Raw genomic sequence first — 25,857 nt, 5'->3', positions numbered from 1 at the left:
TCGGTCGTACGGCTGGCGGGCGATTCCCATGCAGGCTGCCGAAGAGGCGCAGGTGACCCAGTCCATGCAGTCCTCATACCCGGTAGCACCCAATGTCAAGGTTGGATGATTTAATGTTCTGGCCACTTTCATGTGGAAATATGTGACCGCAATTAGCTCTAAAGTGCCGGTCATGCATGTTTTAAGCCGAGCTTTTCTCGTCGCGTTCGTCGTGGCCGCCGCCCTCCCCGCCACGCCCGCGCTCGCCACACCGGCCACGGCGTGTGACACACCGCCGAGCCGGCGGATCGCGGAGGTGCAGGGCGACGGCGACGCCAGCCCGCTGGCCGGGCAGACGGTCACCGTCGAAGGCGTCGTCACCGGCGACTTCCAGCGCGGTGACCAGCTGAGCGGCTTCTTCTTCCAGGACTCGAAGCCGGACGCCGACCCGAAGACCTCCGAGGGGCTGTTCGCCTACGCCCGCGACACGCTCAAGGACGTCGCGGTCGGCGACCGGGTGCTCGTGACCGGCAAGGTGACGGAGTACAACGGGTGGACGGAGCTGTCTCCGGTCACCGCGGTCGACGTCTGCGGCACCGGGTCGGTGGCGGCTCAGCCGTACAAACTGCCGGGTGACGGGCGGGAGCCCGTCGAGAACATGCTGCTCACCTTCCCGCAGCCGCTGACCGTCAGCGAGCACTACAACCTGGGCCGTTACGGCGAGGTCACCGTCTCCTCCGGCGGGCGGCTGTTCCAGCCGACGGACCGGCCCGGCGTGGACGCGGCGCTGAACGCGCGCCGCTCGCTGCTCATCGACGACGGCTCCAGCAGGGAGAACCCGGCCACCCTGCCGCCGATCGTACGGACCGGCGACCTGGCCGTGGGCATCACCGGCGTGCTCGGCTACGGATTCGGCACCTACCGCCTGCAACCCACCAAGCCGATCAACTACCACAACACCAACCCGCGGCTGCCCCGGCCGTTCCCGGTCGTGGGCAACGTCAAGGTGGCCTCGTTCAACACACTCAACTGGTTCACCACCCTCGGCTCGCGCGGCGCCACCAACGCCGAGGAGCAGAAGCGGCAGCTCGCCAAGCTGGTGGCGGCCCTGAAGGGCCTCAACGCCGACGCCGTCGCCCTCATGGAGGTCGAGAACAACGGCCAGACGGCGCTCCAGGCACTCGTGGACGCGGTCAACGCCGAGGTCGGCGCGGGTACGTACGCGGCGCTCCAGCACCCGTACCCCGGCACGGACGCCATCCAGGTCGCGCTGATCTACAAGCCCGCCAAGCTCACACCCGTCGGCGCGCCGCAGGCGTCGCAGGACGCGGTGTTCAGCCGGCCGCCGCTGATCCAGACGTTCCGCCGGACGGCGGGCGGCCAGTCGTTCACCATGGTCGTCAACCACCTCAAGTCCAAGGGCACCTGCCCGTCCAGCGGCCCCGACGCCAACCAGGGCGACGGGCAGAGCTGCTGGAACGCCACCCGCGTCAAGCAGGCCGAGACGCTGCTCGCGCTGGTGAAGGACCTGCCGAACCCGGTGGTGCTCGGCGACCTCAACGCCTACGGCGAGGAGGACCCGATCCACACGCTGGAGGCGGGCGGGCTGACCAGCGTGACCAAGAAGTTCGTGCCGGCACCGCTGCGGTACAGCTACCTGTTCGACGGACTGGCCGGAGAGCTCGACCACGCACTGGTCGGCCGGCAACTGCTCAAGCGGGTCACCAGCGCGACGATCTGGCACATCAACTCGGACGAGCCGCGCATCCTCGACTACAACACCGAGTACAACCCGCCGTCCCTGTACAAGCCGGACGCCTTCCGCTCCTCCGACCACGACCCGCTCGTCCTCGGCCTCACGCTGCCGGGCCGCTGACCCCTTCGTCACGGGCGGCCCGCACACCGCGCGGGCCGCCACGGACGTGATCCGGTCTTCTATCTGGTCCAGCATGGTGAGAAGACGCGACAACCGGGTGATCCCGGGTTGACGGAGCTCGGGCTTCTGCAGGCCGAGCGGCCTCCTGGACCTCGCAATAGAGATCGCTTCGGTGAGCCATCTGCGATAGAAACGCGGTGGCTACGCGAAGGCGACAACGGCATTTCTCTCGTCCTGGATGGACCGTCCCCACAGAGCGGGATCGAGCAGTGGCTCGACGCGCGAAGTCCGTACCATCGGTCGCAGCGCCTGCATGAGCCGCTCGGCCTCGACCCCGCCCATCCACGGCATCCCTGCGGTTTCTCCTGGATAGGAGTGGTCCTCACTCGGTTCGGCAGTTGCCCAGCGGCCCTCGATGAGCACCAGGCGCCCGCCAGGACGCAGCAGATCGACCCATCGGCGCAGCGCCTTTTCGGGGGCGGGCAAGGTCCACAGCAGGTGACGGGACAGGATCACGTCGAAGGACGTTCCCGCCTGCGCGGGCGGGCTGCTCGCGTCGCCTACCATCATCACGGCATCGAAGCCGGCCTCCGTGAGCTTGTGGCGGGCCTGTTCGACCATCAGCGGCGCCAGATCCACCCCGATCGGCCGGTGGCCCTGCTCGGCGAGGAGCAAGGACAACGAGCCGGTGCCGCACCCCAGGTCCAGGACATCGGCGGGTGAAGGAGGCAGCCACGAGCGCATGCGTTCTGCCCACGCCGCTCGGACATGGGGCTCCCGAAGGCCGTGATCGGCCTCTTCGTCGAAGGAAACGGCGGAAGCATCCCAGAACGATGCGATCAAAGCACTGTTTTCCGTCATCGGCAGATCATGCCAGCCGACACCGACAAGCGCCGGTGCAGCGGGAGCGTCAGGCGTTGCCGATCATGGCGACGGACACCTGCCAGAGGCGGGCGGCGGCGTCGGGGTCGACGGCGTATGACGCGAAGCCGCGCCGGAGTCCGGGTGTGTGCGGAGCGGCCGGTCGGCAGTCCTCGAAGTACTGTCCGGTCACGCCTTCGACGAGGGGTGAGGCGGCCAGGAGGGTCGAGGTGGCCGCACCCTGGGCGATGTTCTTGACCGTCACGCCGTCGCTGGATTCGGGCTCAAATGATGCGGGTGGGGCGGACATGTGCCGCGACAGGCCGGTGCTCCAGATGCGGCCGGGGTTGAGCGCGTTGACCGCGATGCCATCGCCGGCCCAGCGCCTGGCGGCTTCGACGGCGAACAGGATGTTCGCCGTCTTGGATTGGCTGTAGGCCTTCCACTCGTCGTACGGGTGGTGCTCGAAGTTGATGTCGTCCCAGATGATGTCCCCGTTGACGTGGCCCACGGAGCTCACCACGACGACGCGGGCGTGCCCGGCGGCCGCGAGGGCGTCGTGCAGTCCGACAGTGAGGGCGAAGTGGCCGAGATGGTTGGTGGCGAACTGCAGCTCCCAGCCCTCGGCGGTGCGCCGCTCGGGGGTGGCCATGATGCCGGCGTTGTCGACCAGGATGTCGAGCGGACCCCGCCATGAGGCGACGAAGGCGTCGATCGAGTCGCGGGCCGACAGGTCCAGGAACGCGACGTGCACGCGCGCGTTTCCGGTGGACGCCATGATGCCGGCGGCGACTTTCTCGCCCTGGGCGGTGTCGCGGACCGCGAGGGTGACGTCGGCGCCGGCCTTGGCGAGCACCCGCGCGGTCTCCACGCCGACTCCCGACGACGCTCCCGTCACGATGGCCTTCTTGGCGGACAGGTCGACGCCCTCGACGGTCTCCTCGGCGGTCGTGGCCGGTCCGAAAGGGGTCGTGACGTGGTCGGTGTTCATGCGGATGTTCCTTCGCATAGGATTAAACGGAGTCGGGTCCGGTTAGCTCCACTATAAGCGGACCCGGCTCCGGTTACATACTCCCAGGAAGCGATCAATGGCCGCGAAGGACCCCAGACAGCCCCGAGCCGATGCCCGGGCGAACCGTGAACGGCTCCTGCGGATCGCGACCCGCGCCTTTGCCCGCGAAGGTCCCGGGGCCTCGCTGAAAGGCATCGCGAAAGAGGCCGGCGTGGGCATCGGCACCCTGTACCGGCATTTCCCGACGCGAGAGGACCTCATCGAGGCCGCGCACGCGAGCGAGCTCGCGCGGGTCTGCGATTCGGCGGACGAGGTGCTCGGCACGATGCCCGCGGACGAGGCGCTACGCCTCTGGCTCGGACGATGGGTGGACTACCTGACCGCCAAGCACGGCCTCGCGCAGGCTCTGCGGCGCGCAACGACCCCGCCGGCCAGGCCATGCGGCCCAAGCCGCGGTGCCACGGCGGCGACCGGCGCGAACGCCGTCGCCTTCCCGGGCGCCAGGGTCCGTGCGCTCGACGCGGTGAGCCGGCTCCTCGACGCAGGGGTACGGGACGGCCTACTCCGGCAGGGCGTTGAGCCACTGGACGTCCTGGTCGCCGCGCACGGTGCGGCCATGGCGGCCCTGGACGCCGATCAGGTCGAACGTCTGCTCAACTACCTGCTGGACGCCCTGCGCGCCGGAAGGCAGGAGGGCGCGGAGAGCATCGGTGCCATGTCGCCGGCGGGTCCGGCGTCAAGCGAGACGATGGAGCAGGCGGCCGAAGACGCCTGAATCATCACACTCGATGGAGTATCCGTAGGTGATCGGCTGCTTGCCGGTGTGCAGCCTCTTCGGGAATCGGCGCATGTTCGTGCCATGCCTGAAGTCGGCGGGGATCGTCGCCCCCATCAGGTCGAACAGCCGGGCCAGGTCGGTCTCCGGATGGATCAGCACCGCGATCACGTTCGACGGCGTGCGTTTCCGGTCGAGGTAGACGACTATGCCTCGGTCGGGTTGTTCCAGCTCGCAGTAGTACTTCACCACGTGCGTGAGCTGGAAGCCGTATTCGCCGGCGACGGTGACGAGAGATCTCTCCAGATCACTCAGCGGATGTCGATCGATGCCCACAGCGCTTCCTCTCCGGACGGACGAGCCGGTGGAGCTGTTCAGGGAATCGATCTTCTGGCAGAAAGCGTGTGCCCACAAGCCCGTTCAGGACAGGTCGGACAGGTCGAGCACGAAGCGGTAGCGGACGTCGTTGCGCTGGAGGCGGTCGAGGGCTTCGTTCACTCGCGCTGAGGGGAGAAGCTCGATGTCGGCGGTGATGCCGTGCTCGGCGCAGAAGTCCAGCATGGCGGCGGTCGCGGGCCGGCCACCGCTGCCCGCGGAGCTGAGTTTCTTACGTCCTACGAGCAGTTCGGTGATCTGCACGGTGACCGGTCCGAGGTGGCCGACGTGGCTGAGCGTCCCGTCCATGGCAACGAGTCGCAGGTAGGGGCCGAGATCGTGGGGGGCGGAGATAGGCGAACTGGTCGCGGACGACGTACTCGCGGGAGTAGCCCCCCAAAGTGGTCGATCCGTCGTGGCGGTCGGTGCCACCGTAGGTCAGGGTCGGGAACTCGTGGCAGAAGTTCTCCTGGCCGGCCCGGCACATGGCGCACACGCCACACGAGTCGACGATGTTGCCGACCGCGACCGGGTCGCCGGCGGTGAAACGGGTGACCTCGGACCCGACCTCGGTCACCACCCCCGTGAACTCGTGGCCCGGCACCAGGACCGCGTTGCTCTCACCGGTATGGGCGTGAACGGCGTGCAGATCGGTGTGGCAGACGCCGCAATAGTCCACACGTACCGCGATGTCGTCAGGACGCAGGTCGCGCCGTTCGAGAGACACCCGCCGCAACGTTGTCGCGGGGCCGTCCGCTCGCCAGCCCACTGTGGTCCTCATGTCGACTCCTTTAAACAGACTGTTCGGTCTATTTGAGACTAGCCATGGGCCGACCGCTAAGCAAACCGACTGTTCTGTTTGATAGCCTGGCCGCATGGTCGATCAGCCTCTGACCTCCCGTGGCGTCGCGACGCGCGGTCGCATCCTCGACGTCGCGACCCGGGAGTTCGCCGAGTACGGGATCGCCGGGGCGCGCATCGAGCGGATCGTGGCCGCCGCACGCACCAACAAGGCGCAGCTCTACGCCTACTTCGGCAGCAAGGAAGGGCTGTTCGACGCCATCTTCTTCGGTTCGCTGGAGCGGATCGTGAACGTCGTCCCGATCGACGCCACCGACCTCGCGGACTGGGCCGTGCGCCTCTACGACGAATACCTCCGCCGCCCCGACCTCATCCGGCTGGCCACCTGGGCACGCTTGGAGCGACGCCCCGCCGGTCACCTCGTCGAGGCCGACGGTCTCAACGACCACAAGCTGAACGCGATCGCCGAGGCGCAGGCCGCGGGCATCGTCAGACCGGGTGACCCGTTCGACGTGATGGCCATGGTCATCGCGATGTCCATGGCCTGGTCACCGGTCAGCAACGTCTACGCCGCCACCGCCGAGGAGCCCCCGGAGCTGCACGAGCGGCGTCGCGCCCTGCTCCGCGAGAGTGTCAGGCGCGCCGTGACGACCGGTTCATGACCGCGTGGGTGTGACGTGGGCCGCCCGGGCTGTGGACATGGAATGCTGGTGGCGGGTACGTGGTTGACAGGTTTGCACCTTGAGATGACATACCGACTTCACTCGACGATACGAGGAGCCACTGGTGGCGAGCATCGAGGTAACCGAGAAGAACTTCAACGACATCGCCGACAAGGGGATTGTCCTGCTCGACTTCTGGGCCGAATGGTGCGGCCCGTGCAAGATGTTCGGGCCGATCTTCGAGAAGGCGTCCGACAAGCACGAGGACATCACCTTCGGCAAGATCGACACCGATGCGGAGCAGGCGCTCGCCCAGGGCTTCGACATCAGCTCGATCCCGACGCTCATGGCGATCCGGGACGGCATCGTGGTCTACGCGCAGCCCGGCGCGATCCCGGCGCCCGCGCTCGAAGACCTGATCAGCCAGGTCCGCGCCCTCGACATGGAGGCGATCAGGGCCGAGCTCAATGAGGAGCTGAAGAGCGCCGAGCAGAACTGACCGCACCACGAAGCCCCGCCGCATCAGCGGGGCTTTTCTTGTGCGCCTGCTAGGGCTTGCGGCCGACGCCCGCGTAGCCGACGTTGGTGGCGGCCTCAAGCAGCGGTTCGTCGGTGTCGGGGCGCCACTCCTGGGGGTAGACCAGGCCGGGCTCGGCCAGTTCGTAGCCGTCGAAGAAGCGGGCGATCTCCTCGGGCGTCCGGAGGTTGAGCGCGGCCGTCGCGCGCTCGTAGATCTCCAGCGCCTGCGGGGTGGTGTCCGGCTTGGCGTCCACGGCGTGGCTGACGACCAGGTAACTGCCCGCCGGACCGGCGTCACGGAGCCTGCCGACGATCCCGTACGCGGCCTCGTCGGGGAGGAAGTGCAGCACGGCCAGCATCAGGAACGCCACCGGCCGGCCGAAGTCGATCGTCTCGCCCAGGACCTCCAGCAGCGCGCCGGTGTCCCTGATGTCGGCCTCGACGAAGTCCACCTGCGCGCCCGTCAGCAGGGCCCGCCCATGCGTGCACACCACGGGGTCGTAGTCGACGTAGACGACATGCGCCTCGGGTGCGATCTCATGCGTGTTGCCCTGGGTGGGCAGCCCCGCGCCCAGGTCCACGATCTGCTCGATGCCTGACTCGACCAGATGATGTACGGCCCGGCGGAGGAAGGCCCGATTGGCCCTGGCGGACTCCCGGGTGCCGGGGAACAGCGTCAAGATCTGCTCGGCTGCGGCCCGGTCGGCGGCGAAGTTGTCCTTGCCATCCAGGAAGTAGTCATACATCCGGGCGATGTTGGGCACGCTCGGGTCCACGCCATCCGGGGCCCTGTCCACGATCTCTCCCGAGAGTTGAGGATTTTTCACCTTTATCAGGGTGATCCTAGGAGATGGCGGCCGGGCATGACCGAAGAATGCTCTGGCAGCCCCGGGTCAACCAGGGCTGCCGGTCGTACTCAGCTGGAGCGGTAGAGCTCAGCCACCCGGAACGCGAGGTCGAGCGACTGGCCGCGGTTGAGCCGCGGGTCGCAGGCCGTCTCGTAGCGGCGCGAGAGGTCGTCTTCGACGATCTCGTGGCCGCCGCCCACGCACTCCGTCACGTCGTCGCCGGTGAACTCGATGTGGATGCCCCCGGGATGCGTGCCGAGCGAGCGGTGCACCTCGAAGAAGCCCGTCACCTCGTCGAGCACGTCGTCGAGGCGGCGCGTCTTGTGGCCGCTCGGCGCCTCCCACGTGTTGCCGTGCATCGGGTCGCAGATCCAGGCGACCTGCGCGCCCGCCGCGGTGACCTCCTTGACCAGCGCGGGCAGGTGCTCGCGGATCTTGGAGGCGCCCATGCGGGTGATGAACGTGAGCCGTCCCGGCTCGTTCTCGGGGTTGAGCTTCTCGACCAGCGCCAGCGCCTCGGCGGGCGTGGTGGTCGGGCCGAGCTTGACGCCGATGGGGTTGCGGATGCGGGAGAAGAAGTCGACGTGCGCGCCGTCGAGCTGACGGGTGCGCTCGCCGATCCAGACCATGTGCGCCGACACGTCGTACGGCTTGCCGGTCCGCGAGTCGATACGCGTGAGCGCCCGGTCGTAGTCGAGGATCAGCGCCTCGTGCGAGGAGTAGAACTCGACCGTGTGGAACTCCTCCGGGTCGGCCCCGCAGGCGCGCATGAACGCGAGCGCCTGGTCGATCTCCCTGGCCAGCTGCTCGTAGCGGCGACCGGCCGGGGACTCGCCCACGAAGTCCTGGTTCCAGGCGTGCACCTGGCGCAGGTCGGCGTAGCCGCCCTTGGTGAACGCGCGGGCCAGGTTGAGCGTCACGGCCGAGGAGTGGTAGGCCTTCAGCAGCCGCCACGGGTCGGGGTTGCGCGACTCGGCGGTGAAGGCGAACCCGTTGACCATGTCGCCCCGGTAGGCGGGCAGCTCCAGGCCGTCACGCGTCTCGGTGCCCTTGGACCGCGGCTTGGCGAACTGCCCGGCCACGCGGCCGATCTTCACCACCGGCACCTTGGCGGCGTACGTCAGCACGATCGCCATCTGCAACAGCGTCTTGAGCTTGTTGCGCACATTGTCGGCGGTCGCTCCGGCGAACGTCTCGGCGCAGTCACCGCCCTGCAGCACGAACGCCTCGCCGCGCGCGACGGCGGCCAGCTGCTCCTTGAGCTGGTCGCACTCGCCGGCGAAGACGAGTGGGGGCAGGCCGCCGAGCTCGGCGACGACCTTCTCGAGCTCGCTGCGGTCGGGCCAGTCAGGCTGCTGGGCCGCCGGCAGGGCTCGCCAGGAATCGAGTTCCTCGGGATTGCTCAGTGCGCTCACGACATACGAGGGTATGCTACCGGCCCGCGGTCGCCGACCCCGATGTCCACGTTGTGAGAACGGACCCGCGCCCGGACGGGCCGAGCGGGGTCAGCGTTCGGGCGTCATCACGTGCTCCGGGCGCACTCCCAGACCGAGGAAGCGACGGACCACCCCGCCGACCAGCGGATTGCGCGGCAGGTTGGCCGGGATGCGGGGCGGCGCCACCTGACCGTTGATCGTCGGGCCGATCAGCCGGTCCTGCGCCACACGCTGCACGGCCTGCGTGACCCTGGTGGGCAGCAGGCGGCGGCGCTGCAGCCGGTGCAGCAGAGCCTCCGGGATGGGCAGGCCCGCCCCCAGCGGCGCCGCCAGCAGATTGGCCGTGGCGACCGCGTCCTGCACCGCCAGGTTGATGCCGACGCCGAACATCGGTGACATCGCGTGCGCCGCGTCGCCGATGGCCAGGAACCCGGGCCGATGCCAGCGGCGGAGCCGGTTGATCGCCACGGTGAGCATGCTGACGTCGTCATAGCTCGTGATCTGTCCGATGCGGTCCCCGAGCCACGGCAGCAGCCGCGCCGCCGGCTGGCGGAACGCGTCGATGCCCCGCTCGGCCAGCCGGTCGAAGCCGCCCTTGGGAATGATGTAGGCGAGCTGCCAGTAGGTCTCCCTGTTGATGCCGACCATCATGTGGCCGGTCGAGATCCGCAGGAACGTCTGGTCGGGGTCGCTCTCGACCCGCGGCAGCCGGAACCACAGGACGTCCATCGGCGCGCCGAACTCCTGTGGCACCAGCCCGGCCGCCGCGCGCAGGGTCGAACCACGGCCGTCCGCGGCCACGGTCAGCTCCGCCCTGATCTCATGCTCGCCCGATTTATCGCGATATCGCAGCCCGCGCGCCGCGCCGCCCTCGCGGATCAGGCCGGTCGCCTCGGACTCCATGAGCAGGCGGAACGTCGGGTACTTCTGGGCCGCCGACGTGATGAGCTTCAGGAAGTCCCACTGCGGGACGAACGCGATGTAGTCGTACTTACCCGGCAGCCCACGCAGGTTCGCGAGCTGGATCGGCCCGTCGTCGGTTATCAGGGCCGCCCCGTACGTCTTGCGGTGGGGGAGCTTCAGGAACTCCTCCACCAGGCCCAGCTCGTCCAGCACCTGAAGGGTCGATGGATGGATCGTGTCGCCACGGAAGTCACGTAGGAAGTCGGCGTGCTTCTCCAGCAGGGTCACCTCGACGCCTGCTCTGGCCAGCAAGAGGGCGAGCATCGCGCCCGCCGGTCCGCCGCCCGCTATTACACAGGACATATTTCATCACCCGATGAGATTGTAGCTCTCTGTGGAGAAATGCATAGACCATCCGCCATCCGAAACGCCCGAGACGCCGAAGTAAGGGCGTGAACCCCCGAGCGACGTGGAGTGCGACATGAGCAAGGAGCTCCACACCTTCTCCGGCGCCTATGCCGTGCACGCGCTGCCGGACAGCGACGGGGTGCTGTTCGAAAAGCACATGAAGGAGTGCCCCGCGTGCCGGGCGGAGGTGCGGCGCCTGCGCGAGACGGCCGCGCTGCTCGCACTCGCGATCGCCGAACCACCGCCCGCCGCCCTGCGCGCCCGCGTCCTCGCGGCCGTCGCCGGGGTACGGCAGGAGCCCGCCGCCCGGGTACGGCCGCTACCTGCCGACGACGCCCCCACCGTCTGGCACCCCCGCCGCCCGGGACAGACCCCGGCCATGTGGGAGGCGACCCTCCACGACGCGAGCCGCCCGCCGGGCGACGCGACCGACCGCGACGCGACCCGCCCGCCGGGTGACGTGACGGTCTGGAAGGCGGGATCGCCGCGCGATGACGTGACGGACCGCGACGTGAGACGGCGGCCGGACGGTGCGACCGACCGCGACGCGAGCCGCACGCCGGACCGCACGCCGGACCGCACGCCGGACGGCGCGGCGGACGGCACGACGGTCCGCGAGGCGGTGTCTGGGGGCGGGGGCGGGGGGTCTCAGGAGTGGGCCGGGTCCGGCGATTCGGCCACGATCCGGGTCCTGTCCGAGAGCCCGGTGGTCCCCGAGGTCGCCGTTTCGTCCGGGGCAGTGGTTGTGCCGCTGCGGCGCTGGCGGGGGCGGGTGGTGGCGGGGCTGGCCGCGGTGTCCACGGCGGCGGCCATCGCGCTCGGCGTCGTGGTGTTCGACGCCCGCCGCGATCTGGGCGATCTCCAGGCCAGGGACGGCGAGGTCGCCGCGGTCCTGGCCGCGCCCGATGTCACGACCGTACGGCAGTCGATCACCGCGGGCGGCAGCGGCACCGTCGTGGTCTCGCGCGCCCGGGGGCGGATGGTGTTCACGTCGTCGGGCCTGCCCGAACTGCCGAAGTCCAGGGTGTACGAGCTGTGGCTGATGGGCCGCGACGGCATCCGCCCGGCGGGACTCCTGAACCAGCGCCCGGACGGCGTCACCACGCCGATGCTGGCCACCGCGGCCAAGGGAGACGAGCACATCGGCCTCACGGTCGAACCGGCGGGCGGCTCCAAGCAGCCCACGACCCAACCGGTCCTGTTAGCCGAACTCCCCACGGCCTGACCGCACCGCACGGGCCGAGCTTCTAGGGTGACGCCCAGTTGTACGGCGGGAGGCTAGGGACGCCCAGCCGTATGGCAGGAGATTAGGGGCGCCCAGCCCGTACGGCGGTCGCATGGGCCGTCCGGTCCGGAGGTGGAGCATCGTCCGGAAACGATCATCCCGAAGTTATCGGCGATTCGTATAAGACGCCGGCCGAACAACGGGCCGATAATGCGGGGCATGCGTAGATCCGCGGCCCTGGTTCTTGCCGCCGCCGTCTTATACGTCCCCCCACTCCACCCAGCCAACGCAGCCGATGCGGTCGCCGCGCCCGGCGCTGCCACCGTCGTGCCGGTCCAGGTCACCGGCGCGCCCGCCAAACGGTTCAACCTGGTCATCATGGGCGACGGTTACACCGAGTCCGAGCAGGCGAAGTTCCAGGCCGACGTCGACCGGCACCTCAACGTGATGTGGTCCATCGAGCCGTACAAGTCCTATCGCGCCTACATCAACGTCTACCGGGTGGACATCGTCTCCGGCGAGTCGGGCGTCAGCTGCGACCCCGCGCTCACCTCACCGAAGAAGACCACCCCGCTCAGCATGGGCTTCTGGGGCCAGTGCAACGCGAACAGCGTCCAGCGGCTGATCACCATGGACAACACCGCCGCCACCCGCTACGCGAACCTGGTCACCGGCACCACCACGGCCAACCGGCAGATCCTCGCGCTGGCCAACAGCGTGACGTACGGCGGCGCGGGCGGTTCCTACGCGACCGCGTCCGGCAGCAACTCCATGTCCGCCCTGATCAGCCCGCACGAGCTGGGCCACTCTCTGGGCGGCCTGCAGGACGAGTACGACTACTACCAGCGCGGCGTCCCGGGCGGCGCCTACACGGGACCCGAGCCCGCCTCCGCCCACCACACGCTGCTGACCGAGCAGCAGCTGCTCGACCAGAAGAAGAAGTGGTGGCGCTGGCTGGGCGAGCCCAGCGAGTCCGGCGGCCCGATCGGCCGCTACGAGGGCGGCATGTACTCCACCACGGGCATCTGGCGGCCGAGCCGGCATTCGATGATGAAGACGCTCGGCTACTACTACGACCAGGTGAGCCGGGAGGTGATGGCGCAGCGGATCACCGCCAAGACGACGGTGATCCAGGACGCCACCCCGTCGGACACGCCCGTCGGCGCGGACCGGGTGCTCTGGGTGGAGCCGATGCGCCCGAACGGCCACGCGCTCACCGTCACCTGGAACGTCGACGGCACGGACCTGCCCGATGGCAAGCCGGCCGCGCTCGACCTGCGCACCCTCGGCCTCACCCCGGGCACGCACACGGTCAAGGCGACGGTCACCGACCCGACGAACTTCGTCAGGGACCCGGCGATCCGCGCCGCGATGAGCGCCTCCCGCTCCTGGACCGTCGACACCTCGCTGACCACCCCGCCCGACGGCGTCACGGCCGGCATCGTCTCGTCCACGCCGGTGGACCGGCCGCTGGGCCGTACCGGCGTCGTGTACGTGGAGACCACGCACCCGGCCGCGAGCGTGCCGGCGGTCGCGTGGGCGCTCGACGGGAGGCGGGTCGGAGACGGCGACAGCGACCTGGACCTCGGCGCGCTGAAGCCGGCGGACGGCACGCACACGCTCACCGCGACGGTCGGCGGCCGGACGCTGACCTGGACGGTCGACGCCACCTCGCCGAAGACCGGCTACGAGCTGTCGCGGCCGCTCGTCAGGTCCGGTGACACCTACGTCTACAACGGGCCGTTCACGATGAAGCTGACCGGGACCGACGATCAGGGCGGTTACGTGGTCTCGGAGTCGAGGGTCGACGGGGACGGCTGGTTCAACTACTTCGGCTGGCCGACCTCCTCCGAGCTGCCGTGGACGTTCACCGAGGACGGCACGGTCATCGACTCCCTCGTGTACGGCAAGCTGCCCAGGGGACGGCACGCGATCGAGTACCGGTCGATCGACGGCGCGGGCAACTACGGCAAGGCCGGCAGCTTCACGGTCACCACGATCGCGCCGCCGCCCGCCTGCACCAGGACCGTCACCGGCGTCCAGCGCGGCCCGCTGACCATCGCCGACGGTGTCACCTGTCTGGACCACGCGCAGGTGAGCGGCCCGGTGACCGTGCGGGCCGGGGCCTCGGTGGTCGTCACCGGCGGTCGCGTCGACGGCGCGCTCATCGCCTCGAAGGCCGCCTCGGTGCAGGTGCTCGGCGCGCGGGTGGACGGCGCGCTGACGGTCGACCGCGCCGGGGCGCTGGCCGTCGTGGGCGCCGACATTCGCGGCGCGGCCCTGCTGACCTCGAACGCGGCGCCGATCCTGTCGGGCACCACGGTCAAGGGCGCGCTCGCCTGTACGGGCAACACGCCCGCGCCGGTGAACCTGGGCGTACCGAACAAGGTCACCGGCCTGAGCGCCGGTCAGTGCGGGAAGCTAGCCGCGGGTCCCGGGGGCAAGTCCTACGAGGCGGTCGAGGACGTCCATGAGTGAGCTGGTGGCCAGGTCGCGGATCCGCGCGTACTCCGCCTCGGGGTACTGCCGCGGCCCGTTCTCCACCAGCAGGATCAGGTAGAGGTAGGCGCGGTAGAGGTCGAGCCGGGTCCGCGCGGCGGGGGTGAGCTCCACCGGGGTCACCTCGCGGTACCCGGCCAGCAGCGGGTCGTCCTCGCGCAGCTCGCCGAAGATGGTCGGTGTGACGAACTCGGCCAGCGGGTCGCCCCAGAACGCCCGCTCGTGGTCGATGATGGCCTGGATCTTGGGCGTCCCCGTGAGGTCCAGGAAGACGTTGCCCGCCCAGACGTCGAAGTGGACGAGGTGCGGCGTGGTCACCTCGTCCAGGACGGGCGCGGCGGCGGCCAGCAGCGCGCCGATCTCCGCGGCGGGCAGGGGGAGCGGCGTCGGATAGCGCTCGGTGTCGGCGAGCAGCGCCCCCACCATGGCCAGGTACGCCTCGCGCCAGGTGCCGCCGGTGATGGCCGCGTGCGGGTAGCCGAACACCTCGCCCGTCACGGCGTTGAATCTGGCCAGGAGGCGGCCCAGCTCGCGGCGGAGGCCGGCTTCGCCGTCCGGCCGCACGTCGTTCCAGGACACGCCGTCGAGCGCGCCGAGCAGCAGGTAGTCGCCGCCCAGCACGGGGTCGTCGAACCCGGTGCCCAGCAACGTCGCCACCGGCACGCCGGCGGTGGCAGCCAGTTCGTAGGCCGCCGCCTCCATCCGCAGCAGGTTGCGCTCGTAGCTGAGCTGGTCCAGCTCGGGCGGCGGCGACAGCTTGAGCACCACCTCGCGGCCGTCGTCGAGGGACAGCCGCCAGACCGCGTTGGCATAGCCGTCGGTGAGTTCGGTGGATGCGGTCACGCCCGCGCCGAGCGCGCGCCGGGCGAGGTCGTCGAGCTCGGTGGGCGATAAACGCCGTTTCGTCCTGCTGTCCACGAGTCCTGATTCTGGGGTCAGGCGGCGCTGATCGTCCAGCTCGCCGCGTGCTCGCCGCCGGGCTCCAGCACCACCACGTCGGTGCCGGAGTTGAACGCGTCGGGCGGGCAGGTCATCGGCTCCACCGCCACGCCCTCGTAGCCGAGCTGCCCGCTGGTGCAGACCTGCACCCAGGGCAGCACGGCCGGGTCCCACGTCATGCGCACGCCGCCGACCCGGGCCTGCCCGGCCGCCAGCCCGGTGAACGCGTGGTCGATCACGTCGCCGTCGAGCGGCCGGGCCCGCCGGAAGTCGTACGGGGAACCGGACACGTCGTCGAGGGACCGGGGCAGCAGCCCTTCGTCGGTGACCAGCACCTTGGCGGCGGGCAGCTCCAGATCGTCGCCGAGCAGCCAGGGGTGGGGGCCGCAGCCATAGGGGGCGGCGGCGCCGCCTTCGTTGCGGGCGGTGACCGTGGTGGTCAGGCCGTGCTCGTCGAGCCGGTGCAGCACCCGCAGGGCGAGCGTGAACGGGTAACCGGCTGTCGGGGTGATCGTGTGCGCCAGCCGTACGAGCGCATCCTGCTCTTCCTCGACCTGCCAGTCGACGCCCGACACCAGCCCGTGCAGGGCGTGGCCGCGCTCGGGCTCGCTCACCGCCAGCTCGTGCGTCCGCCCGCCGAACGGGTAGCGGGCCCCGCCCACCCGGTTCGGCCAGGGGGCGAGGATGGTGCCCGCGAAATAGGGGACCGGGCCGGCGGCGGGCCAGCTCGTGATCAGGTCGCGCTCGCCGTGCCGGAGCGTTCTGAGTGCGGCGCCACGCGGGCTGATCTGCGCGGTGTATCCGCCGGCGGCGAGCTGGGGCACGGAGGGATCCTCTCTCAGGGGTCGAATGGAGCATATCTGCTGGTCAAGCCGACTCCCGGCGCACCAGGTGGGTGTCGAGGATGACCACGGGCTGGCGGAGCACCTCGCCATTGATGCGCGCCACCAGCAGCCGCGCCATCTGGCGGCCCATCTCCTCGGCCGGCTGGTGCATGGTGGTCAACGGCGGGTCGGTATGCATGGCGATCTTGGAATCGTCGAACCCCACCACCGCCACGTCACCCGGGATGGACCGGCCCTCGGCCTTGAGCACCCGCATCGCCCCCACCGCCAGCGGGTCGGAGGCGGCGAACACGGCGTCGAGCTCCGGCTCGGCGGCCAGCAGCTCGCACATCGCCGCCGCGCCGCTCTCCTCGGAGAAGTCGGCGCCATAGGCCACCAGCTCCCGTGCGCCCGAGGTGCGCAGCGCGTCGTGGTAGCCGGCCAGCCGGTCGACGCCCACGCCCATGTCCTGCGAACCGGCGATCGTGGCGATGCGCCGCCGGCCGAGACCCTGAAGGTGCTTGACCGCCTGCCGGGCCCCGGCCCGGTTGTCCATGTCGACATAGCTGTACGGGGTGAGGCCGACGGGCCGGCCGCCCAGCACGGTCGGCACGCCCATCGCCTCCAGCCTGCCGGGCAGCGGGTCGGCGCCGTGCAGCGACAGGAGTAGCACGCCGTCGACGTGCTGCCCCGTCAGGTAGTGCTCCAGGCGTTCGTGCTCCTCCTGCGACTGGGCCATGGCCAGGATCAGCTGGAGGCCCGTCTCGGCCAGCGCCGAGCCGATGCCCCTGATGGTCCCGGCGAAGTAGGGCTCGTCGAAGACGCGCAGCTCGGACTCGGACACCACCAGCGCCACCGTGTCGGTGCGCCGGGTGACCAGTGCCCGCGCCGCGCGGTTGGGCACGTAGCCCAGCTCCTGGATGGCCTGCTGCACGGCGTCGCGGGCCTTCTCGCTCACGTTGGGCGAGCCGTTGATGACTCTCGACACCGTGCCCCGGCCCACCCCGGCTAGAGCAGCCACTGCCTCAAGAGTCGGTCTGTTCATGGCGCCTATTCTGCCGGATGATCTCCGAGTACCAGAGGGCGCTGTCCTTGAGTACGCGCCGCTGGGTCTCGAAGTCCACGTGCACGAGGCCGAAACGCTTGCCGTAGCCCCATGCCCACTCGAAGTTGTCCATCAGCGACCAGGCGAAATAGCCCTCCAGCGGCACGCCGGCGTCGATCGCGTCGCGGCAGGCGCGCAGGTGCTCGTCCAGGTAGGCCACCCGCTCGGCGTCGTGCACCCGGCCGTGCTCCAGGACGTCGTCGAAGGCCGCGCCGTTCTCGGAGACGACCATCGGGATGGCCGGATAGTCCCGCGCCACCCTGGACAGGACCTCCAGCAGGCCGCCCCGGTCGATCTCCCAGCCCATCGCGGTGACCGGCCGGCCGCCGTTGACGAACGACACGTGCTCGCTGCCGACCCAGGGCGAGCCGGTGTCCGTGGGCGCCGCCGCCGCCGATGCTCTGCCGCCTGGTGCTCCCGAAACCGTGAAGCGGCTGTAGTAGTTGACGAGCAGCAGGTCGATCGGCGCCTTGATGGTCGCCAGGTCGCCGTCCCGGATGAAGTCCAGGTCCATGCCGAGGTCGTCGAGGACGTCCTGCGGATAGCGGCCGGTCATCAGCGCGTCGAGGAAGAACCGGTTCTGCAGCCCGTCGATGCGCCGTGCCGCGTCCTGGTCCGCCTCGCTGGCGGTGGCCGGGGTGATCGCGTAGAGGTTCACGCAGCCGCCGACCCGCCGCGCGCCCATCGCCTGTACGGACAGACCGTGGGCGAGGTTGAGATGGTGCGCGCCCCTGATCGCGTTCTCCGGCTCGCGGCGCCCCGGGGCGTGCTCGCCCGAGGCGTAGCCGAGGAACGCGGTGCACCATGGCTCGTTGACGGTGCTGAAGGTATGCACGTAGTCCTTCAGCGCTTCGTGTACGGTCGCCGCGTAGTCGGCGAAACAGTAGGCCGTGTCGCGGTTGGGCCAGCCGCCCCTGTCCTCCAGCGCCTGGGGCAGGTCCCAGTGGTAGAGGGTCAGCCAGGGGTCGATGCCGTGCCGGCGCAGCTCGTCGGTGAGCCGCTTGTAGAAGTCGAGGCCCTTCTGGTTGATCCGGCCGGACCCGTCGGGCTGGATCCGGGGCCAGGAGACCGAGAAGCGGTAGGCGGACAGGCCCAGCTCCGCCATGATCTGGGCGTCTTCCCGGTACCGGTGGTAGTGGTCGATGGCCACGTCCGCGTTGTCCCCGTTGAGCACGCGGCCGGGAGTCTTGGCGAAAGTGTCCCAGATGGAGACCCCGCGCCCGTCCTCGTCGACCGCGCCCTCGATCTGGTACGCCGAGGTGGCCGCCCCGAACACGAACCCCGTGGGGAAGCGCAGCCCGATACGCGTCTGTTCCTCTTGTGTCGTCACGCCTTGACCGCACCTTCCATGAGTCCGCCGACGATCTGGCGGCCGAATGCGACGAATACTGCGATGAGCGGAATGATGGACAGCGCCGTTCCCGCGAAGATCAAGGTGTAGTTCGTGGAGAACCTCGCGTTCAGCGACGTGATCGCGATCTGCACGGTTGGATTGTCCGGGGTGAGCACGATCAGTGGCCACATGAAGTCATTCCACATCAGCATGAACGTGTTGATCCCCAGCACCGCCATGCCCGGCCGCACGGCCGGCAGCACGACGTTCCACCAGATCCGCAGGGTGGCCGCGCCGTCGACCCTGGCCGCCTCGACCAGCTCCATCGGCACCGCCTGGCGGGTGTACTGGGCCATCAGGAACACCCCGAACCCGTTGAGCAGGTACGGCAAAATGACCGCTTTGAGGGTGCCTGTCCACTCCAGGCTCACCATCAGCCGGTAGAGCGGCACCACGCCCATCTGCTGCAGCGGCACGGCCATCGTCAGCAGGACGAGCAGCAGCAGCACGTTCCTGCCCTTGAACGTCAGGCTGGCGAAGGAGAAGCCGGCCAGCGTCGAGATGATGACCACCGAGACGGTGACGACGCTCGCCACGATGAACGAGTTGGTCAGGCCGAGCAGGAAGTGGGCGTCCTCGTTGTTCAGCACCGCCACGATGTTCTGGCCCAGGTTGCCGCCCGGCAGGAACGGCGGCGGCACCGCGACCGCGTCGGCGTTGGTGCGCGAGGCGATGACCAGCATCCAGTACAGCGGGAAGGCGGACAGCACGATGGCCAGCGCCAGCATGACCCGGGTGATGAGGGTCGGCGACCAGTTGGTCATTTGGTGCCCCCGATCCGGCGCACGAACATGAAGTTGATGAACGCTCCGATGAGGATGAGCAGGAACAGCAGCCAGGCCGCCGCGGCGGCGTAACCGTAGTCGAACTCGCGGAAGCCCTGCTTGACGACGAACATCGCCACCGTCTGGAACTGCCCCTGCGACCCGCCGTCGACGTTGCCGTTGTAGAACGTGGTCGGCTCGGAGAACAGCGTCAGCCCGCCGATCGTGGAGTTGAGCACCACGAAGATCATGGTCGGGCGGAGCATCGGCAGCGTGATCTGCCAGAACTGCCGCCGCCGCGAGGCGCCGTCGATCGCCGCGGCCTCGTACAGGTCGCGCGGGATCGTCTGCATCCCGGCCAGGAAGATGATCGCGTTGTAGCCGGTCCAGCGCCAGTCGACCATGGTGGCGATGGCCAGCCACGACGGGATCCGCTCGGCCCGCCAGTTGATGGCGTCCACACCGAACCAGCTGAGGATCCAGTTGACCAGGCCCCAGTCGCGGGCGAAGAGCTGGGTGAACACGACCGCCACCGCGACCACCGAGGTCACCAGCGGCAGCAGCACGCTCATCCGGATGGCCAGGCGCAGCCGGAACCGCTTGTTCAGCGCGTTGGCCAGGAACAGCGCCAGCAGCAGCTGCGGGACGGTGGCCAGGAAGAAGATGCCGACCGTGTTGGTGACGGCGTTCCAGAAGTCCTCGTCGGCCAGCAGCTTGGTGTAGTTGCCCAGCCCGGTCCACTCCGTGGTCCCGGCCAGGTCGTAGTCATAGAGCGAGTAGTAGAGCGTGAACGCCAGCGGGAAGAGCCCGAAGGCGGCGAACAGGATGAAGTACGGGGACACCAGGGTGTACGGCATCACCTTGACGTCCAGGCGGGAACGCCAGCGGCGGCCGGGCGGGTGGTGCCGGCTGGGCCGCACCGCCCGCGGGAGGGTGTCGATACTCATGAGTGACCTTTCGGCGGCAGTAGCCCGGCCCGCTCAGCGCGGGCCGGGCAGGGAGATCAGCCCGCGGCCTTCACCGCGTCGTCGACCAGCTGCTGCCAGGCCTTGCCGTAGGGGACCGAACCGTCGTCCATGCCCTGGATCACCGACTCGATGGCGTTCTTGACCTGGGCGTGCTTGACGCCGAGGAAGACCGGCTGCAGGCTCGACGCCGACTTGGCGAAGATCTCGCCGATGGGAGCGTTGTTGAAGAACTCGTTCTTCGCGCTCTGCACGGCCGAGTCCTGCTGCGCCTGCGTGTTGCTCGGCATGTTGCCGAAGTCGGTGAAGATGCTCGCCTCGGTCTGCGCGCTGGTCAGGTAGTCCGCCACCGCGGCGGCTTCCTTCGGGTGCTTGCTCTGCTTCGGCACGGCCAGCCAGGAGCCGCCCCAGTTGCCGCCGCCGCCGGGAACCGCGGCCACGTCCCACTTGCCCTTGCCGCCGTCGCCCGCGTTGCCGCTGACCACGCCGAGCATCCACGACGGGCAGCCGACCGTGGCGAACGCGCCCTTCTGGGTGCCCGCCGCCCACTCGTCGGTGAAGTTACGCAGCTTGGCGGTCAGGCCCTGCTGGCTCATCTTCGTGGCGAAGTCGAAGCCCGCCTTCACCGCCGGGTTCTTGTCGACGATGAGGTTGTTGTCCTTGTCGAAGTAGGTGACGTTGCCGTTCTTGGCCGCCTCCTGGTACAGGACCACCTGGTAGAGCGTGTTCGTGCCGTCGGCGAACTTGGTGTCCTTCACCTTCGCCTGGAACTGCTGGCCGACCTTCATGAAGGCGTCCCAAGTGGGCCACAAGGCACTGACCTTGTCCCGCTCGCTGGGCAGCCCGGCCTTCTTGAACAGGTCCGAGCGGTAGCAGATGCTCATGCCGCCGATGTCGGTGCCCAGGCCGAACAGCTTGCCGTCGGCGGTGGCGCCGTTCTCCCACTTCCACGCGGGGAAGTCCGCCTTGCGGGACTCCAGGCCGTATTCCTTCAGGTCGGCCCACCACTCGGGGTGCGCCTTGGCCAGGCCCATGCCGCCTTCGTCGATGCCGACCACGTCGCCCGCGCCGTTGCCGGCCTGCAACCACTGGATCATCTGCGGCCAGTACTGCTGCTCGAACTGGTCGGTGAGGTGCTCTTCCTTGATCTGGACGTCCTTGTGCTCGGCGTTCCACTTCGTGATGGCGTTCTTGTAGCCGAAGTTCGAGCCGCCGCCGAAAGTCTGCACCCGGATCGTGACCGGTTCGGCGGCCGCTGAGGAGGCAGGTGCGTTGCTGGCCGCCGGAGTGCCACCGGAGCTGCAAGATGCGACGGTCAGCGCCGCCGCCGCCAGGGCCGAGGCCGCGGCGAGACCGCCGCGACGGTTGCGGATCATCATGGTGGACCCCTTCTCGGGTGAATGGGTGGGGAGGTGCACCGCGGCACACGCTCCGGGCCGCGGTGGGAAGTCCTTGGGAGCGCTCCCACAAAGGGTGCACTTGCGGCCCTTGCCCGTCAATGCGCTGAAACGCAACCGTTACCTATGGGGCTATTTCTCGGTCTAGAAAGGGATTTTTAGTGATGAAGGGCGCAAAGAGCCGTTTGGGAGCGCTCCCATCACAAGGGACTCGTTTGTGTTTGCTTTCTGGGCATGTCGCCCATCCACTGCGGGCTTTTCTCGTAGTCACGGCCCTTGAGACGGTCGTACGGCGGGCCGGGGGCGGGTCAGCAGGCGGCGGCGCGTTCCTGGAGCAGGGTGCGTTCCCGGGTGTTGCGGGTCATGGCCGCCGCCCGCTCGAACTCGGCCCGCGCCTCTTCCGGCCGCCCCAGCTTGACCAGCAGATCCCCGCGTACGCTCGGCAGCAGGTGGTAGCCCTTGAGCGCCGGCTCGTCGACGAGCTGGTCCACCAGCTCCAGCCCGACCGCCGGACCGTACGCCATGGCGAGCGCGACCGCCCGGTTGAGCTCGACGACCGGCGACCGCGACATCCGCGCCAGCGCCGCGTAGAGAGTGGCGATGGCCCGCCAGTCGGTCTCCTCGGCGGTGAGTGCCCGTGCGTGACAGGCGGCGATGGCGGCCTGCAGCACGTACGGGCCGAGGTCGCCACCGAGGTCCTCGGCCCGCTGGAGCGCGTCCAGGCCACGGCGGATGAGCAGGCGGTCCCAGCGGCCCCTGTTCTGTTCCAGCAGCAGGATCGGCTCGCCGGACGAGCCCACCCGGGCCGCCGCGCGCGACGCCTGGATCTCCATCAGCGCGACCAGGCCGTGCACCTCGGGCTCCTTGGGCATCAGCCCGGCCAGCACCCGGCCGAGCCGCAGCGCGTCCGCGCAGAGCCCCGGCCGCATCCAGTCGTCACCGGCCGTGGCCGAGTAGCCTTCGTTGAAGATCAGGTAGACGACCTCCAGAACGGACGACAGGCGGCCGGTGAGCTCCTCGCTCTGCGGCACCTCGAACGGCACCTGCCTGTCGGCCAGCGTCCGCTTGGCGCGGACGATCCGCTGCGCCACCGTCGGCTCCGGGACCAGGAACGCCCTGGCGATCTCGTCGGTGGTCAGCCCGCCGAGCACCCGCAGCGTGAGCGCCACCCGCGCCTCGGTGGACAGCACCGGATGGCACGCCGTGAACACCAGCCGCAGCAGGTCGTCCTCGATCTCGTCCACGCCGGGCAGCTCGGCCTCGGCGCCCGGCTCGGCCAGCTCGCGGCCGAGCTCGGTCAGCCTGTGCGCGTAGCGTTCCCGGCGGCGCAGCAGGTCGATGGCGCGGCGCTTGGCGACGGTCATGAGCCAGGCTCCGGGATTGCGCGGCACGCCCGACTCCGGCCACTGCTCCAGCGCCGCGACCAGCGCGTCCTGGGCCAGCTCCTCGGCCAGACCGAGGTCGCGCACCAGCCCGGTGAGGCCGGCGATCAGCCGCGCCGCTTCCATCCGCCAGACCGTCTCGATCGCCCGGTGTGTATCGGAAGCCATCACCTGGTCATAAGACCAGCCGACCCAAGATCACGCAAGCTGCTAGTCTTCGGCGGATCGCAGCAGCCGCTCCCGCAACAGCGCCTCGCGCTCGGCCGCCTCGGGGCTCATCGAGTCGTCCGGCAGGTCGGACGCGTCGAACACCTGCCAGACGTCCAGCCCGATCCCCTCATGCCCACCGGGCACAGGCACCCGCAGCGCCCATGCGATGGCCTCGTCCCGGGACTTGACCTGGATCAGCCAGAACCCGGCGATCAGCTCCTTGGCCTCGGCGAACGGCCCGTCGAGCACGGTCGCCTTGCCATCCTTGGTATAGGCGATCTGCGCCCCGTGGGAGCTGGGATACAGTCCTTCGGCCGCCAGCAGCACCCCCGCCTTGGCCAGGCTCTCGTTGTAGGCGCCCATCGCGTCGACGAGCTCCTGGCTGGGCAGTTCCCCGGCCTCGGTCGCCTCGTTGGCCTTCCCTACGATCATGAACTTCATCTGGATTGTGGCGCGGAGACCTGGTCCTTCAGGACCAGGAGAAGCGCCACCCCTCCTTTCGAAAACAGTATGGAAAGTCTCGGTCGCGTTCGGTAATGTGTGCGGTGGGTGAGGGCGCTGTGACAGGAGGTGCGCGATGGCGATCCGCCGCTCCGCCACCAAACGGCACGGCCTGCCCACCGTCGTGCAACTGCGGCTCACGCCCACCCCGGCCCAAGCTGAGGCGCTGGCCGCGGCGGTGCTGCTGTGCAACCAGGCGGCCACCATTGTCTCCCGGCTGGCCTGGCAGCACCGTGTCTTCGCCGTGCTGGAGTTGCATCGGCTGGCCTATTACGAGGTGCGGGCGCAGGTGGCCGGGCTGGGTGCGCAGGCGGCGGTGCGGGCGATCGCCCGGGTCGCCGGCGTCTACGCCAACCGGCGCGCCACCAAGAAACGCGCCCACATCTTCCGCCCGCACGGCGCCGTCCCCTACGACGCCCGGCTGCTCAGCTGGAACCGTGACGCCCGCACGGTGTCGCTGTGGACGCCCACCGGCCGCGTCACCATCTCCTACACCGGCCGGCCAGACGACCTCAAAGCCGTAGACGCGCTGCCGCTCGGTGAGGCCGACCTGATCTGTCGGCGCGGCGTGTGGCTGCTGCAGGTCGCCCTCACCTTGCCTAAGCCGGCGGTGCGGGAGCCGGTCGGTGGCTTCGTCGGGGTGGATCAGGGCGTGGCGAACCTGGCGGTCACCTCCGATCGGGTGGTGCTGCCCGGTCCGGCGCTGGCTGGGCCGATCGGCGGCAACGGCCACGTCCGCGCGCTGCGGGAACGGCGGCACCGGCAACGCCGACGGCTGCAGAAGAAGGGCACGTCGGCGGCGCGTCGGGTGCTGCGCCGCCTGTCTGGGGCGAGATCCTTCGCAACGGCACCGACGGCGCCGTCCTGCTCGGCTCCCCTGAAGGCGGCGGACACAGCGTCGACCCCGGGACGGACCTCCTCATCGACATCCAGGTTCTCTACCCAGACGAAAGCCCCGCCTGCGAACGCCTCATCGGCCTGAACGCCCAGCAACTGGGCTGACCCGGCGAGCGGGCAACCCACGCAGAACTCCCCGCGAAGCCGTGGCCTCGCGGGGGGATCGGCCGGGTGGGGGCCGGTCTTGCGTCAGATATGCTCGGCGGGGTTCGCCGGGAGGTAGAAGTTCCAGCTGCCGTGCCCCTCGTGGGCGCCACCCGCGGGGCAGTGCCCGTTGTCGGGGCGACCGTTCCACCAAAGGGTGTAGCACTTGTTGCAGAACCGCCAGTTGTCCTGCTGGGTCGTCGGTGACATGTCCCCTCCTGCGGTATCGAGAACCGGCGCGTTGTCCGGCCATCGCCAGTGTTGGAGGTGACGGGCGGACCCGTACATCCCCAAACTTGGGGGGTTACGGCCGGATAATGCGGTGTTCGGTGGAACGTGATGGCCTTTCGGCTGTTCCGAAACAGCACGCCCGGGAAGACGCCGACGAGCGCTCGCCCAAAGGACGCGCGCTCGTCGACAGGAAAGCTTGTGGGGGAGAGTCGGGCCGGAGGGCTCGGGGAGTAGCCGTCAGCCGGTGTAGTTCGGGTATCCGTAGCCGACCACCTGGGACTTCGGCCGGACGCGCTGGGCGACCGTGCCGTTGCCGGTGTTGCCCTCGATCGTGGAGATCGTACCGTTGCCGTTGTCCTTGACGACGAATCCGACATGCTGGATGTCGTCCAGGCTCTTGCTGCCGCTCCACGAGAAGAACACCACGGCGCCCGGCTTCGGGGCCTGGCCCCAGCGGTGGTTCTTGGCGAACCAGCGGGCGTGCTCGACGGTGTAGGCGTCCCAGCCGACCATGCTGCGCGCGCCGGTGTGCGCGCCGACCCAGGAGACGAACATCGAGCACCAGGCGGCGTTCAGGTACTCCTGCCTGCTGCCGCCGTCACGCTTGACGGTCTCCAGGGCGCGCGGCGTGTTCATGTACCACTTCTGGAACTTGGTGCCGCCGCCGGCGGCGTCCTCGGTGGTGCCGACCTGGGCCTTGGCCAGGGCCAGGACCTGCGCGGCCGAGATCTTGGCCTTGGCCTGGACCTTGACCTCCGGGTGGTCCGCGGGCGCGGCGGCGTGCTGCTGAGTGCCGGAACTGATGGTCTCCGCGTGGGCGGTGGACTGCCCGCCGATGGCGGCGGCCGCGACGGCCACACCGAGGGCGGCCTGGGCGAAGGTCAGTTTGGGGGCACGGGTAAGACGACTCATGGCCATCGAGGGGG

26 protein-coding genes are annotated in these 25,857 nt (G+C 69.5%); 7 read left to right on the top strand and 19 right to left on the bottom strand.

The window, feature by feature from the left end; all coding sequences use genetic code 11:
- The first annotated feature begins 172 nt into the window (after nucleotides 1-172).
- Nucleotides 173-1,855 (top strand): ExeM/NucH family extracellular endonuclease, encoded by a 1,683-nt coding sequence (locus tag ACGFNP_RS06695; protein ID WP_393315616.1) that lies wholly within the window; start codon nucleotides 173-175, stop codon nucleotides 1,853-1,855.
- A 201-nt stretch (nucleotides 1,856-2,056) separates the two neighbouring features.
- Here ACGFNP_RS06695 and ACGFNP_RS06690 read toward each other — a convergent pair whose 3' ends face one another.
- Nucleotides 2,057-2,716: a class I SAM-dependent methyltransferase gene (locus ACGFNP_RS06690; protein ID WP_393315613.1), complete on the bottom strand. Its 660-nt coding sequence runs from the start codon at nucleotides 2,714-2,716 to the stop codon at nucleotides 2,057-2,059.
- Nucleotides 2,717-2,765: 49 nt separating this feature from the next.
- A complete protein-coding gene (locus ACGFNP_RS06685; RefSeq protein ID WP_393315610.1) occupies nucleotides 2,766-3,707 on the bottom strand; it encodes an SDR family NAD(P)-dependent oxidoreductase in 942 nt (313 codons plus the stop codon).
- Nucleotides 3,708-3,804: 97 nt separating this feature from the next.
- On the opposite strand from ACGFNP_RS06685, the gene ACGFNP_RS06680 reads away from it, so the two are divergent.
- The gene (locus ACGFNP_RS06680; protein ID WP_358326571.1) at nucleotides 3,805-4,503 is read left to right on the top strand and encodes a helix-turn-helix domain-containing protein; all 699 of its coding nucleotides are present in this window, start codon (nucleotides 3,805-3,807) and stop codon (nucleotides 4,501-4,503) included.
- On the opposite strand, the gene ACGFNP_RS06675 is transcribed toward ACGFNP_RS06680, so the two are convergent.
- The 3 genes from ACGFNP_RS06675 to ACGFNP_RS06665 all read right to left on the bottom strand — a co-directional run bounded on the left by ACGFNP_RS06675 (nucleotide 4,465) and on the right by ACGFNP_RS06665 (nucleotide 5,659).
- Nucleotides 4,465-4,839 carry a hypothetical protein gene (locus tag ACGFNP_RS06675; protein WP_358326574.1) on the bottom strand — a complete coding sequence of 125 codons (375 nt, stop codon included), beginning with the start codon at nucleotides 4,837-4,839 and terminating at the stop codon, nucleotides 4,465-4,467. The two genes, ACGFNP_RS06680 and ACGFNP_RS06675, sit on opposite strands and share 39 nt — an antisense overlap.
- An 84-nt stretch (nucleotides 4,840-4,923) precedes the next feature.
- A complete protein-coding gene (locus tag ACGFNP_RS06670; RefSeq protein ID WP_393316648.1) occupies nucleotides 4,924-5,187 on the bottom strand; it encodes a hypothetical protein in 264 nt (87 codons plus the stop codon).
- The gene (locus tag ACGFNP_RS06665; RefSeq protein ID WP_393315606.1) at nucleotides 5,111-5,659 is read right to left on the bottom strand and encodes an alcohol dehydrogenase catalytic domain-containing protein; all 549 of its coding nucleotides are present in this window, start codon (nucleotides 5,657-5,659) and stop codon (nucleotides 5,111-5,113) included. Before ACGFNP_RS06665 ends, ACGFNP_RS06670 begins: the two co-directional genes overlap by 77 nt.
- 94 nt (nucleotides 5,660-5,753) lie before the next feature.
- On the opposite strand from ACGFNP_RS06665, the gene ACGFNP_RS06660 reads away from it, so the two are divergent.
- Nucleotides 5,754-6,341: a TetR family transcriptional regulator gene (locus ACGFNP_RS06660; protein ID WP_358326580.1), complete on the top strand. Its 588-nt coding sequence runs from the start codon at nucleotides 5,754-5,756 to the stop codon at nucleotides 6,339-6,341.
- 124 nt (nucleotides 6,342-6,465) lie between these two features.
- Nucleotides 6,466-6,840, top strand: coding sequence for a thioredoxin (trxA, locus tag ACGFNP_RS06655; protein ID WP_358326583.1), 375 nt, complete (start codon nucleotides 6,466-6,468; stop codon nucleotides 6,838-6,840).
- A 49-nt stretch (nucleotides 6,841-6,889) separates the two neighbouring features.
- Here trxA and ACGFNP_RS06650 read toward each other — a convergent pair whose 3' ends face one another.
- From ACGFNP_RS06650 to ACGFNP_RS06640, 3 genes are all read right to left on the bottom strand, one after another.
- Nucleotides 6,890-7,657, bottom strand: coding sequence for an SAM-dependent methyltransferase (locus ACGFNP_RS06650; RefSeq protein ID WP_393315603.1), 768 nt, complete (start codon nucleotides 7,655-7,657; stop codon nucleotides 6,890-6,892).
- A 119-nt stretch (nucleotides 7,658-7,776) separates the two neighbouring features.
- Nucleotides 7,777-9,114 carry a class II 3-deoxy-7-phosphoheptulonate synthase gene (locus ACGFNP_RS06645; RefSeq protein ID WP_393316609.1) on the bottom strand — a complete coding sequence of 446 codons (1,338 nt, stop codon included), beginning with the start codon at nucleotides 9,112-9,114 and terminating at the stop codon, nucleotides 7,777-7,779.
- A gap of 99 nt (nucleotides 9,115-9,213) precedes the next feature.
- On the bottom strand, nucleotides 9,214-10,410 hold the full coding sequence (locus tag ACGFNP_RS06640; RefSeq protein ID WP_393315600.1) for an FAD-dependent oxidoreductase: 1,197 nt from the start codon (nucleotides 10,408-10,410) through the stop codon (nucleotides 9,214-9,216).
- 118 nt (nucleotides 10,411-10,528) lie between these two features.
- On the opposite strand from ACGFNP_RS06640, the gene ACGFNP_RS06635 reads away from it, so the two are divergent.
- Together ACGFNP_RS06635 and ACGFNP_RS06630 are read left to right on the top strand one after the other, a co-directional pair.
- The gene (locus ACGFNP_RS06635; RefSeq protein ID WP_393315597.1) at nucleotides 10,529-11,680 is read left to right on the top strand and encodes an anti-sigma factor; all 1,152 of its coding nucleotides are present in this window, start codon (nucleotides 10,529-10,531) and stop codon (nucleotides 11,678-11,680) included.
- A gap of 219 nt (nucleotides 11,681-11,899) precedes the next feature.
- Nucleotides 11,900-14,158 carry a M64 family metallopeptidase gene (locus ACGFNP_RS06630; protein WP_393315594.1) on the top strand — a complete coding sequence of 753 codons (2,259 nt, stop codon included), beginning with the start codon at nucleotides 11,900-11,902 and terminating at the stop codon, nucleotides 14,156-14,158.
- Here the strand turns inward: ACGFNP_RS06630 and ACGFNP_RS06625 are convergent.
- The 9 genes from ACGFNP_RS06625 to ACGFNP_RS06585 form a co-directional block, all read right to left on the bottom strand.
- On the bottom strand, nucleotides 14,102-15,097 hold the full coding sequence (locus ACGFNP_RS06625; protein WP_358326598.1) for an aminoglycoside phosphotransferase family protein: 996 nt from the start codon (nucleotides 15,095-15,097) through the stop codon (nucleotides 14,102-14,104). The two genes, ACGFNP_RS06630 and ACGFNP_RS06625, sit on opposite strands and share 57 nt — an antisense overlap.
- Nucleotides 15,098-15,114: 17 nt before the next feature.
- Nucleotides 15,115-15,942, bottom strand: coding sequence for an aldose 1-epimerase family protein (locus tag ACGFNP_RS06620; RefSeq protein ID WP_393315591.1), 828 nt, complete (start codon nucleotides 15,940-15,942; stop codon nucleotides 15,115-15,117).
- Nucleotides 15,943-15,985: 43 nt separating this feature from the next.
- Nucleotides 15,986-16,987 carry a LacI family DNA-binding transcriptional regulator gene (locus ACGFNP_RS06615; protein WP_393315588.1) on the bottom strand — a complete coding sequence of 334 codons (1,002 nt, stop codon included), beginning with the start codon at nucleotides 16,985-16,987 and terminating at the stop codon, nucleotides 15,986-15,988.
- Nucleotides 16,968-18,377 carry a GH1 family beta-glucosidase gene (locus ACGFNP_RS06610; protein WP_393315585.1) on the bottom strand — a complete coding sequence of 470 codons (1,410 nt, stop codon included), beginning with the start codon at nucleotides 18,375-18,377 and terminating at the stop codon, nucleotides 16,968-16,970. The genes ACGFNP_RS06615 and ACGFNP_RS06610 overlap by 20 nt, the downstream gene beginning before the upstream one ends.
- Nucleotides 18,374-19,204, bottom strand: a complete 831-nt coding sequence (locus ACGFNP_RS06605; RefSeq protein WP_358326605.1) for a carbohydrate ABC transporter permease — start codon at nucleotides 19,202-19,204, stop codon at nucleotides 18,374-18,376. The genes ACGFNP_RS06610 and ACGFNP_RS06605 overlap by 4 nt, the downstream gene beginning before the upstream one ends.
- Nucleotides 19,201-20,151, bottom strand: a complete 951-nt coding sequence (locus tag ACGFNP_RS06600) for a sugar ABC transporter permease (protein WP_358326608.1) — start codon at nucleotides 20,149-20,151, stop codon at nucleotides 19,201-19,203. Before ACGFNP_RS06600 ends, ACGFNP_RS06605 begins: the two co-directional genes overlap by 4 nt.
- Before the next feature lie 56 nt (nucleotides 20,152-20,207).
- Nucleotides 20,208-21,548, bottom strand: a complete 1,341-nt coding sequence (locus ACGFNP_RS06595; protein ID WP_358326611.1) for an extracellular solute-binding protein — start codon at nucleotides 21,546-21,548, stop codon at nucleotides 20,208-20,210.
- A gap of 326 nt (nucleotides 21,549-21,874) precedes the next feature.
- A complete protein-coding gene (locus tag ACGFNP_RS06590; protein ID WP_393315580.1) occupies nucleotides 21,875-23,116 on the bottom strand; it encodes an RNA polymerase sigma factor in 1,242 nt (413 codons plus the stop codon).
- A 42-nt stretch (nucleotides 23,117-23,158) separates the two neighbouring features.
- Nucleotides 23,159-23,599: a YciI family protein gene (locus tag ACGFNP_RS06585; RefSeq protein WP_393315577.1), complete on the bottom strand. Its 441-nt coding sequence runs from the start codon at nucleotides 23,597-23,599 to the stop codon at nucleotides 23,159-23,161.
- A gap of 136 nt (nucleotides 23,600-23,735) precedes the next feature.
- Between ACGFNP_RS06585 and ACGFNP_RS06580 the strand changes: the two genes are divergently transcribed.
- Nucleotides 23,736-24,641 (top strand): hypothetical protein, encoded by a 906-nt coding sequence (locus ACGFNP_RS06580; protein WP_393315574.1) that lies wholly within the window; start codon nucleotides 23,736-23,738, stop codon nucleotides 24,639-24,641.
- 104 nt (nucleotides 24,642-24,745) lie between these two features.
- On the opposite strand, the gene ACGFNP_RS06575 is transcribed toward ACGFNP_RS06580, so the two are convergent.
- Together ACGFNP_RS06575 and ACGFNP_RS06570 are read right to left on the bottom strand one after the other, a co-directional pair.
- Nucleotides 24,746-24,910, bottom strand: a complete 165-nt coding sequence (locus tag ACGFNP_RS06575; RefSeq protein ID WP_214641500.1) for a hypothetical protein — start codon at nucleotides 24,908-24,910, stop codon at nucleotides 24,746-24,748.
- A 258-nt stretch (nucleotides 24,911-25,168) separates the two neighbouring features.
- Complete coding sequence (locus ACGFNP_RS06570) at nucleotides 25,169-25,849, bottom strand: CHAP domain-containing protein (RefSeq protein WP_358326622.1); 681 nt, start codon at nucleotides 25,847-25,849, stop codon at nucleotides 25,169-25,171.
- Nucleotides 25,850-25,857 lie beyond the last annotated feature (8 nt).

The sequence above is a fragment of the Nonomuraea sp. NPDC049269 genome, from assembly GCF_043197155.1.
Taxonomy (GTDB): Bacteria; Actinomycetota; Actinomycetes; order Streptosporangiales; family Streptosporangiaceae; genus Nonomuraea.
The sequence above is the reverse complement of the archived record's forward strand: the minus strand, read 5'-3'. Positions and strand labels throughout refer to the sequence as shown.

Excerpts from the sequence above, each read along its gene's own strand:
- ACGFNP_RS06695 (WP_393315616.1), top strand. The coding sequence starts at position 173 with ATGCATGTTTTAAGCCGAGCTTTTCTCGTCGCGTTCGTCGTGGCCGCC.
- ACGFNP_RS06690 (WP_393315613.1), bottom strand. The coding sequence starts at position 2,716 with ATGACGGAAAACAGTGCTTTGATCGCATCGTTCTGGGATGCTTCCGCC.
- ACGFNP_RS06685 (WP_393315610.1), bottom strand. The coding sequence starts at position 3,707 with ATGAACACCGACCACGTCACGACCCCTTTCGGACCGGCCACGACCGCC.
- ACGFNP_RS06680 (WP_358326571.1), top strand. The coding sequence starts at position 3,805 with ATGGCCGCGAAGGACCCCAGACAGCCCCGAGCCGATGCCCGGGCGAAC.
- ACGFNP_RS06670 (WP_393316648.1), bottom strand. The coding sequence starts at position 5,187 with ATGGACGGGACGCTCAGCCACGTCGGCCACCTCGGACCGGTCACCGTG.
- ACGFNP_RS06665 (WP_393315606.1), bottom strand. The coding sequence starts at position 5,659 with ATGAGGACCACAGTGGGCTGGCGAGCGGACGGCCCCGCGACAACGTTG.
- ACGFNP_RS06660 (WP_358326580.1), top strand. The coding sequence starts at position 5,754 with ATGGTCGATCAGCCTCTGACCTCCCGTGGCGTCGCGACGCGCGGTCGC.
- ACGFNP_RS06640 (WP_393315600.1), bottom strand. The coding sequence starts at position 10,410 with ATGTCCTGTGTAATAGCGGGCGGCGGACCGGCGGGCGCGATGCTCGCC.
- ACGFNP_RS06635 (WP_393315597.1), top strand. The coding sequence starts at position 10,529 with ATGAGCAAGGAGCTCCACACCTTCTCCGGCGCCTATGCCGTGCACGCG.
- ACGFNP_RS06630 (WP_393315594.1), top strand. The coding sequence starts at position 11,900 with ATGCGTAGATCCGCGGCCCTGGTTCTTGCCGCCGCCGTCTTATACGTC.
- ACGFNP_RS06615 (WP_393315588.1), bottom strand. The coding sequence starts at position 16,987 with ATGAACAGACCGACTCTTGAGGCAGTGGCTGCTCTAGCCGGGGTGGGC.
- ACGFNP_RS06605 (WP_358326605.1), bottom strand. The coding sequence starts at position 19,204 with ATGACCAACTGGTCGCCGACCCTCATCACCCGGGTCATGCTGGCGCTG.
- ACGFNP_RS06600 (WP_358326608.1), bottom strand. The coding sequence starts at position 20,151 with ATGAGTATCGACACCCTCCCGCGGGCGGTGCGGCCCAGCCGGCACCAC.
- ACGFNP_RS06595 (WP_358326611.1), bottom strand. The coding sequence starts at position 21,548 with ATGATGATCCGCAACCGTCGCGGCGGTCTCGCCGCGGCCTCGGCCCTG.
- ACGFNP_RS06590 (WP_393315580.1), bottom strand. The coding sequence starts at position 23,116 with ATGGCTTCCGATACACACCGGGCGATCGAGACGGTCTGGCGGATGGAA.
- ACGFNP_RS06585 (WP_393315577.1), bottom strand. The coding sequence starts at position 23,599 with ATGAAGTTCATGATCGTAGGGAAGGCCAACGAGGCGACCGAGGCCGGG.
- ACGFNP_RS06580 (WP_393315574.1), top strand. The coding sequence starts at position 23,736 with ATGGCGATCCGCCGCTCCGCCACCAAACGGCACGGCCTGCCCACCGTC.
- ACGFNP_RS06575 (WP_214641500.1), bottom strand. The coding sequence starts at position 24,910 with ATGTCACCGACGACCCAGCAGGACAACTGGCGGTTCTGCAACAAGTGC.
- ACGFNP_RS06570 (WP_358326622.1), bottom strand. The coding sequence starts at position 25,849 with ATGGCCATGAGTCGTCTTACCCGTGCCCCCAAACTGACCTTCGCCCAG.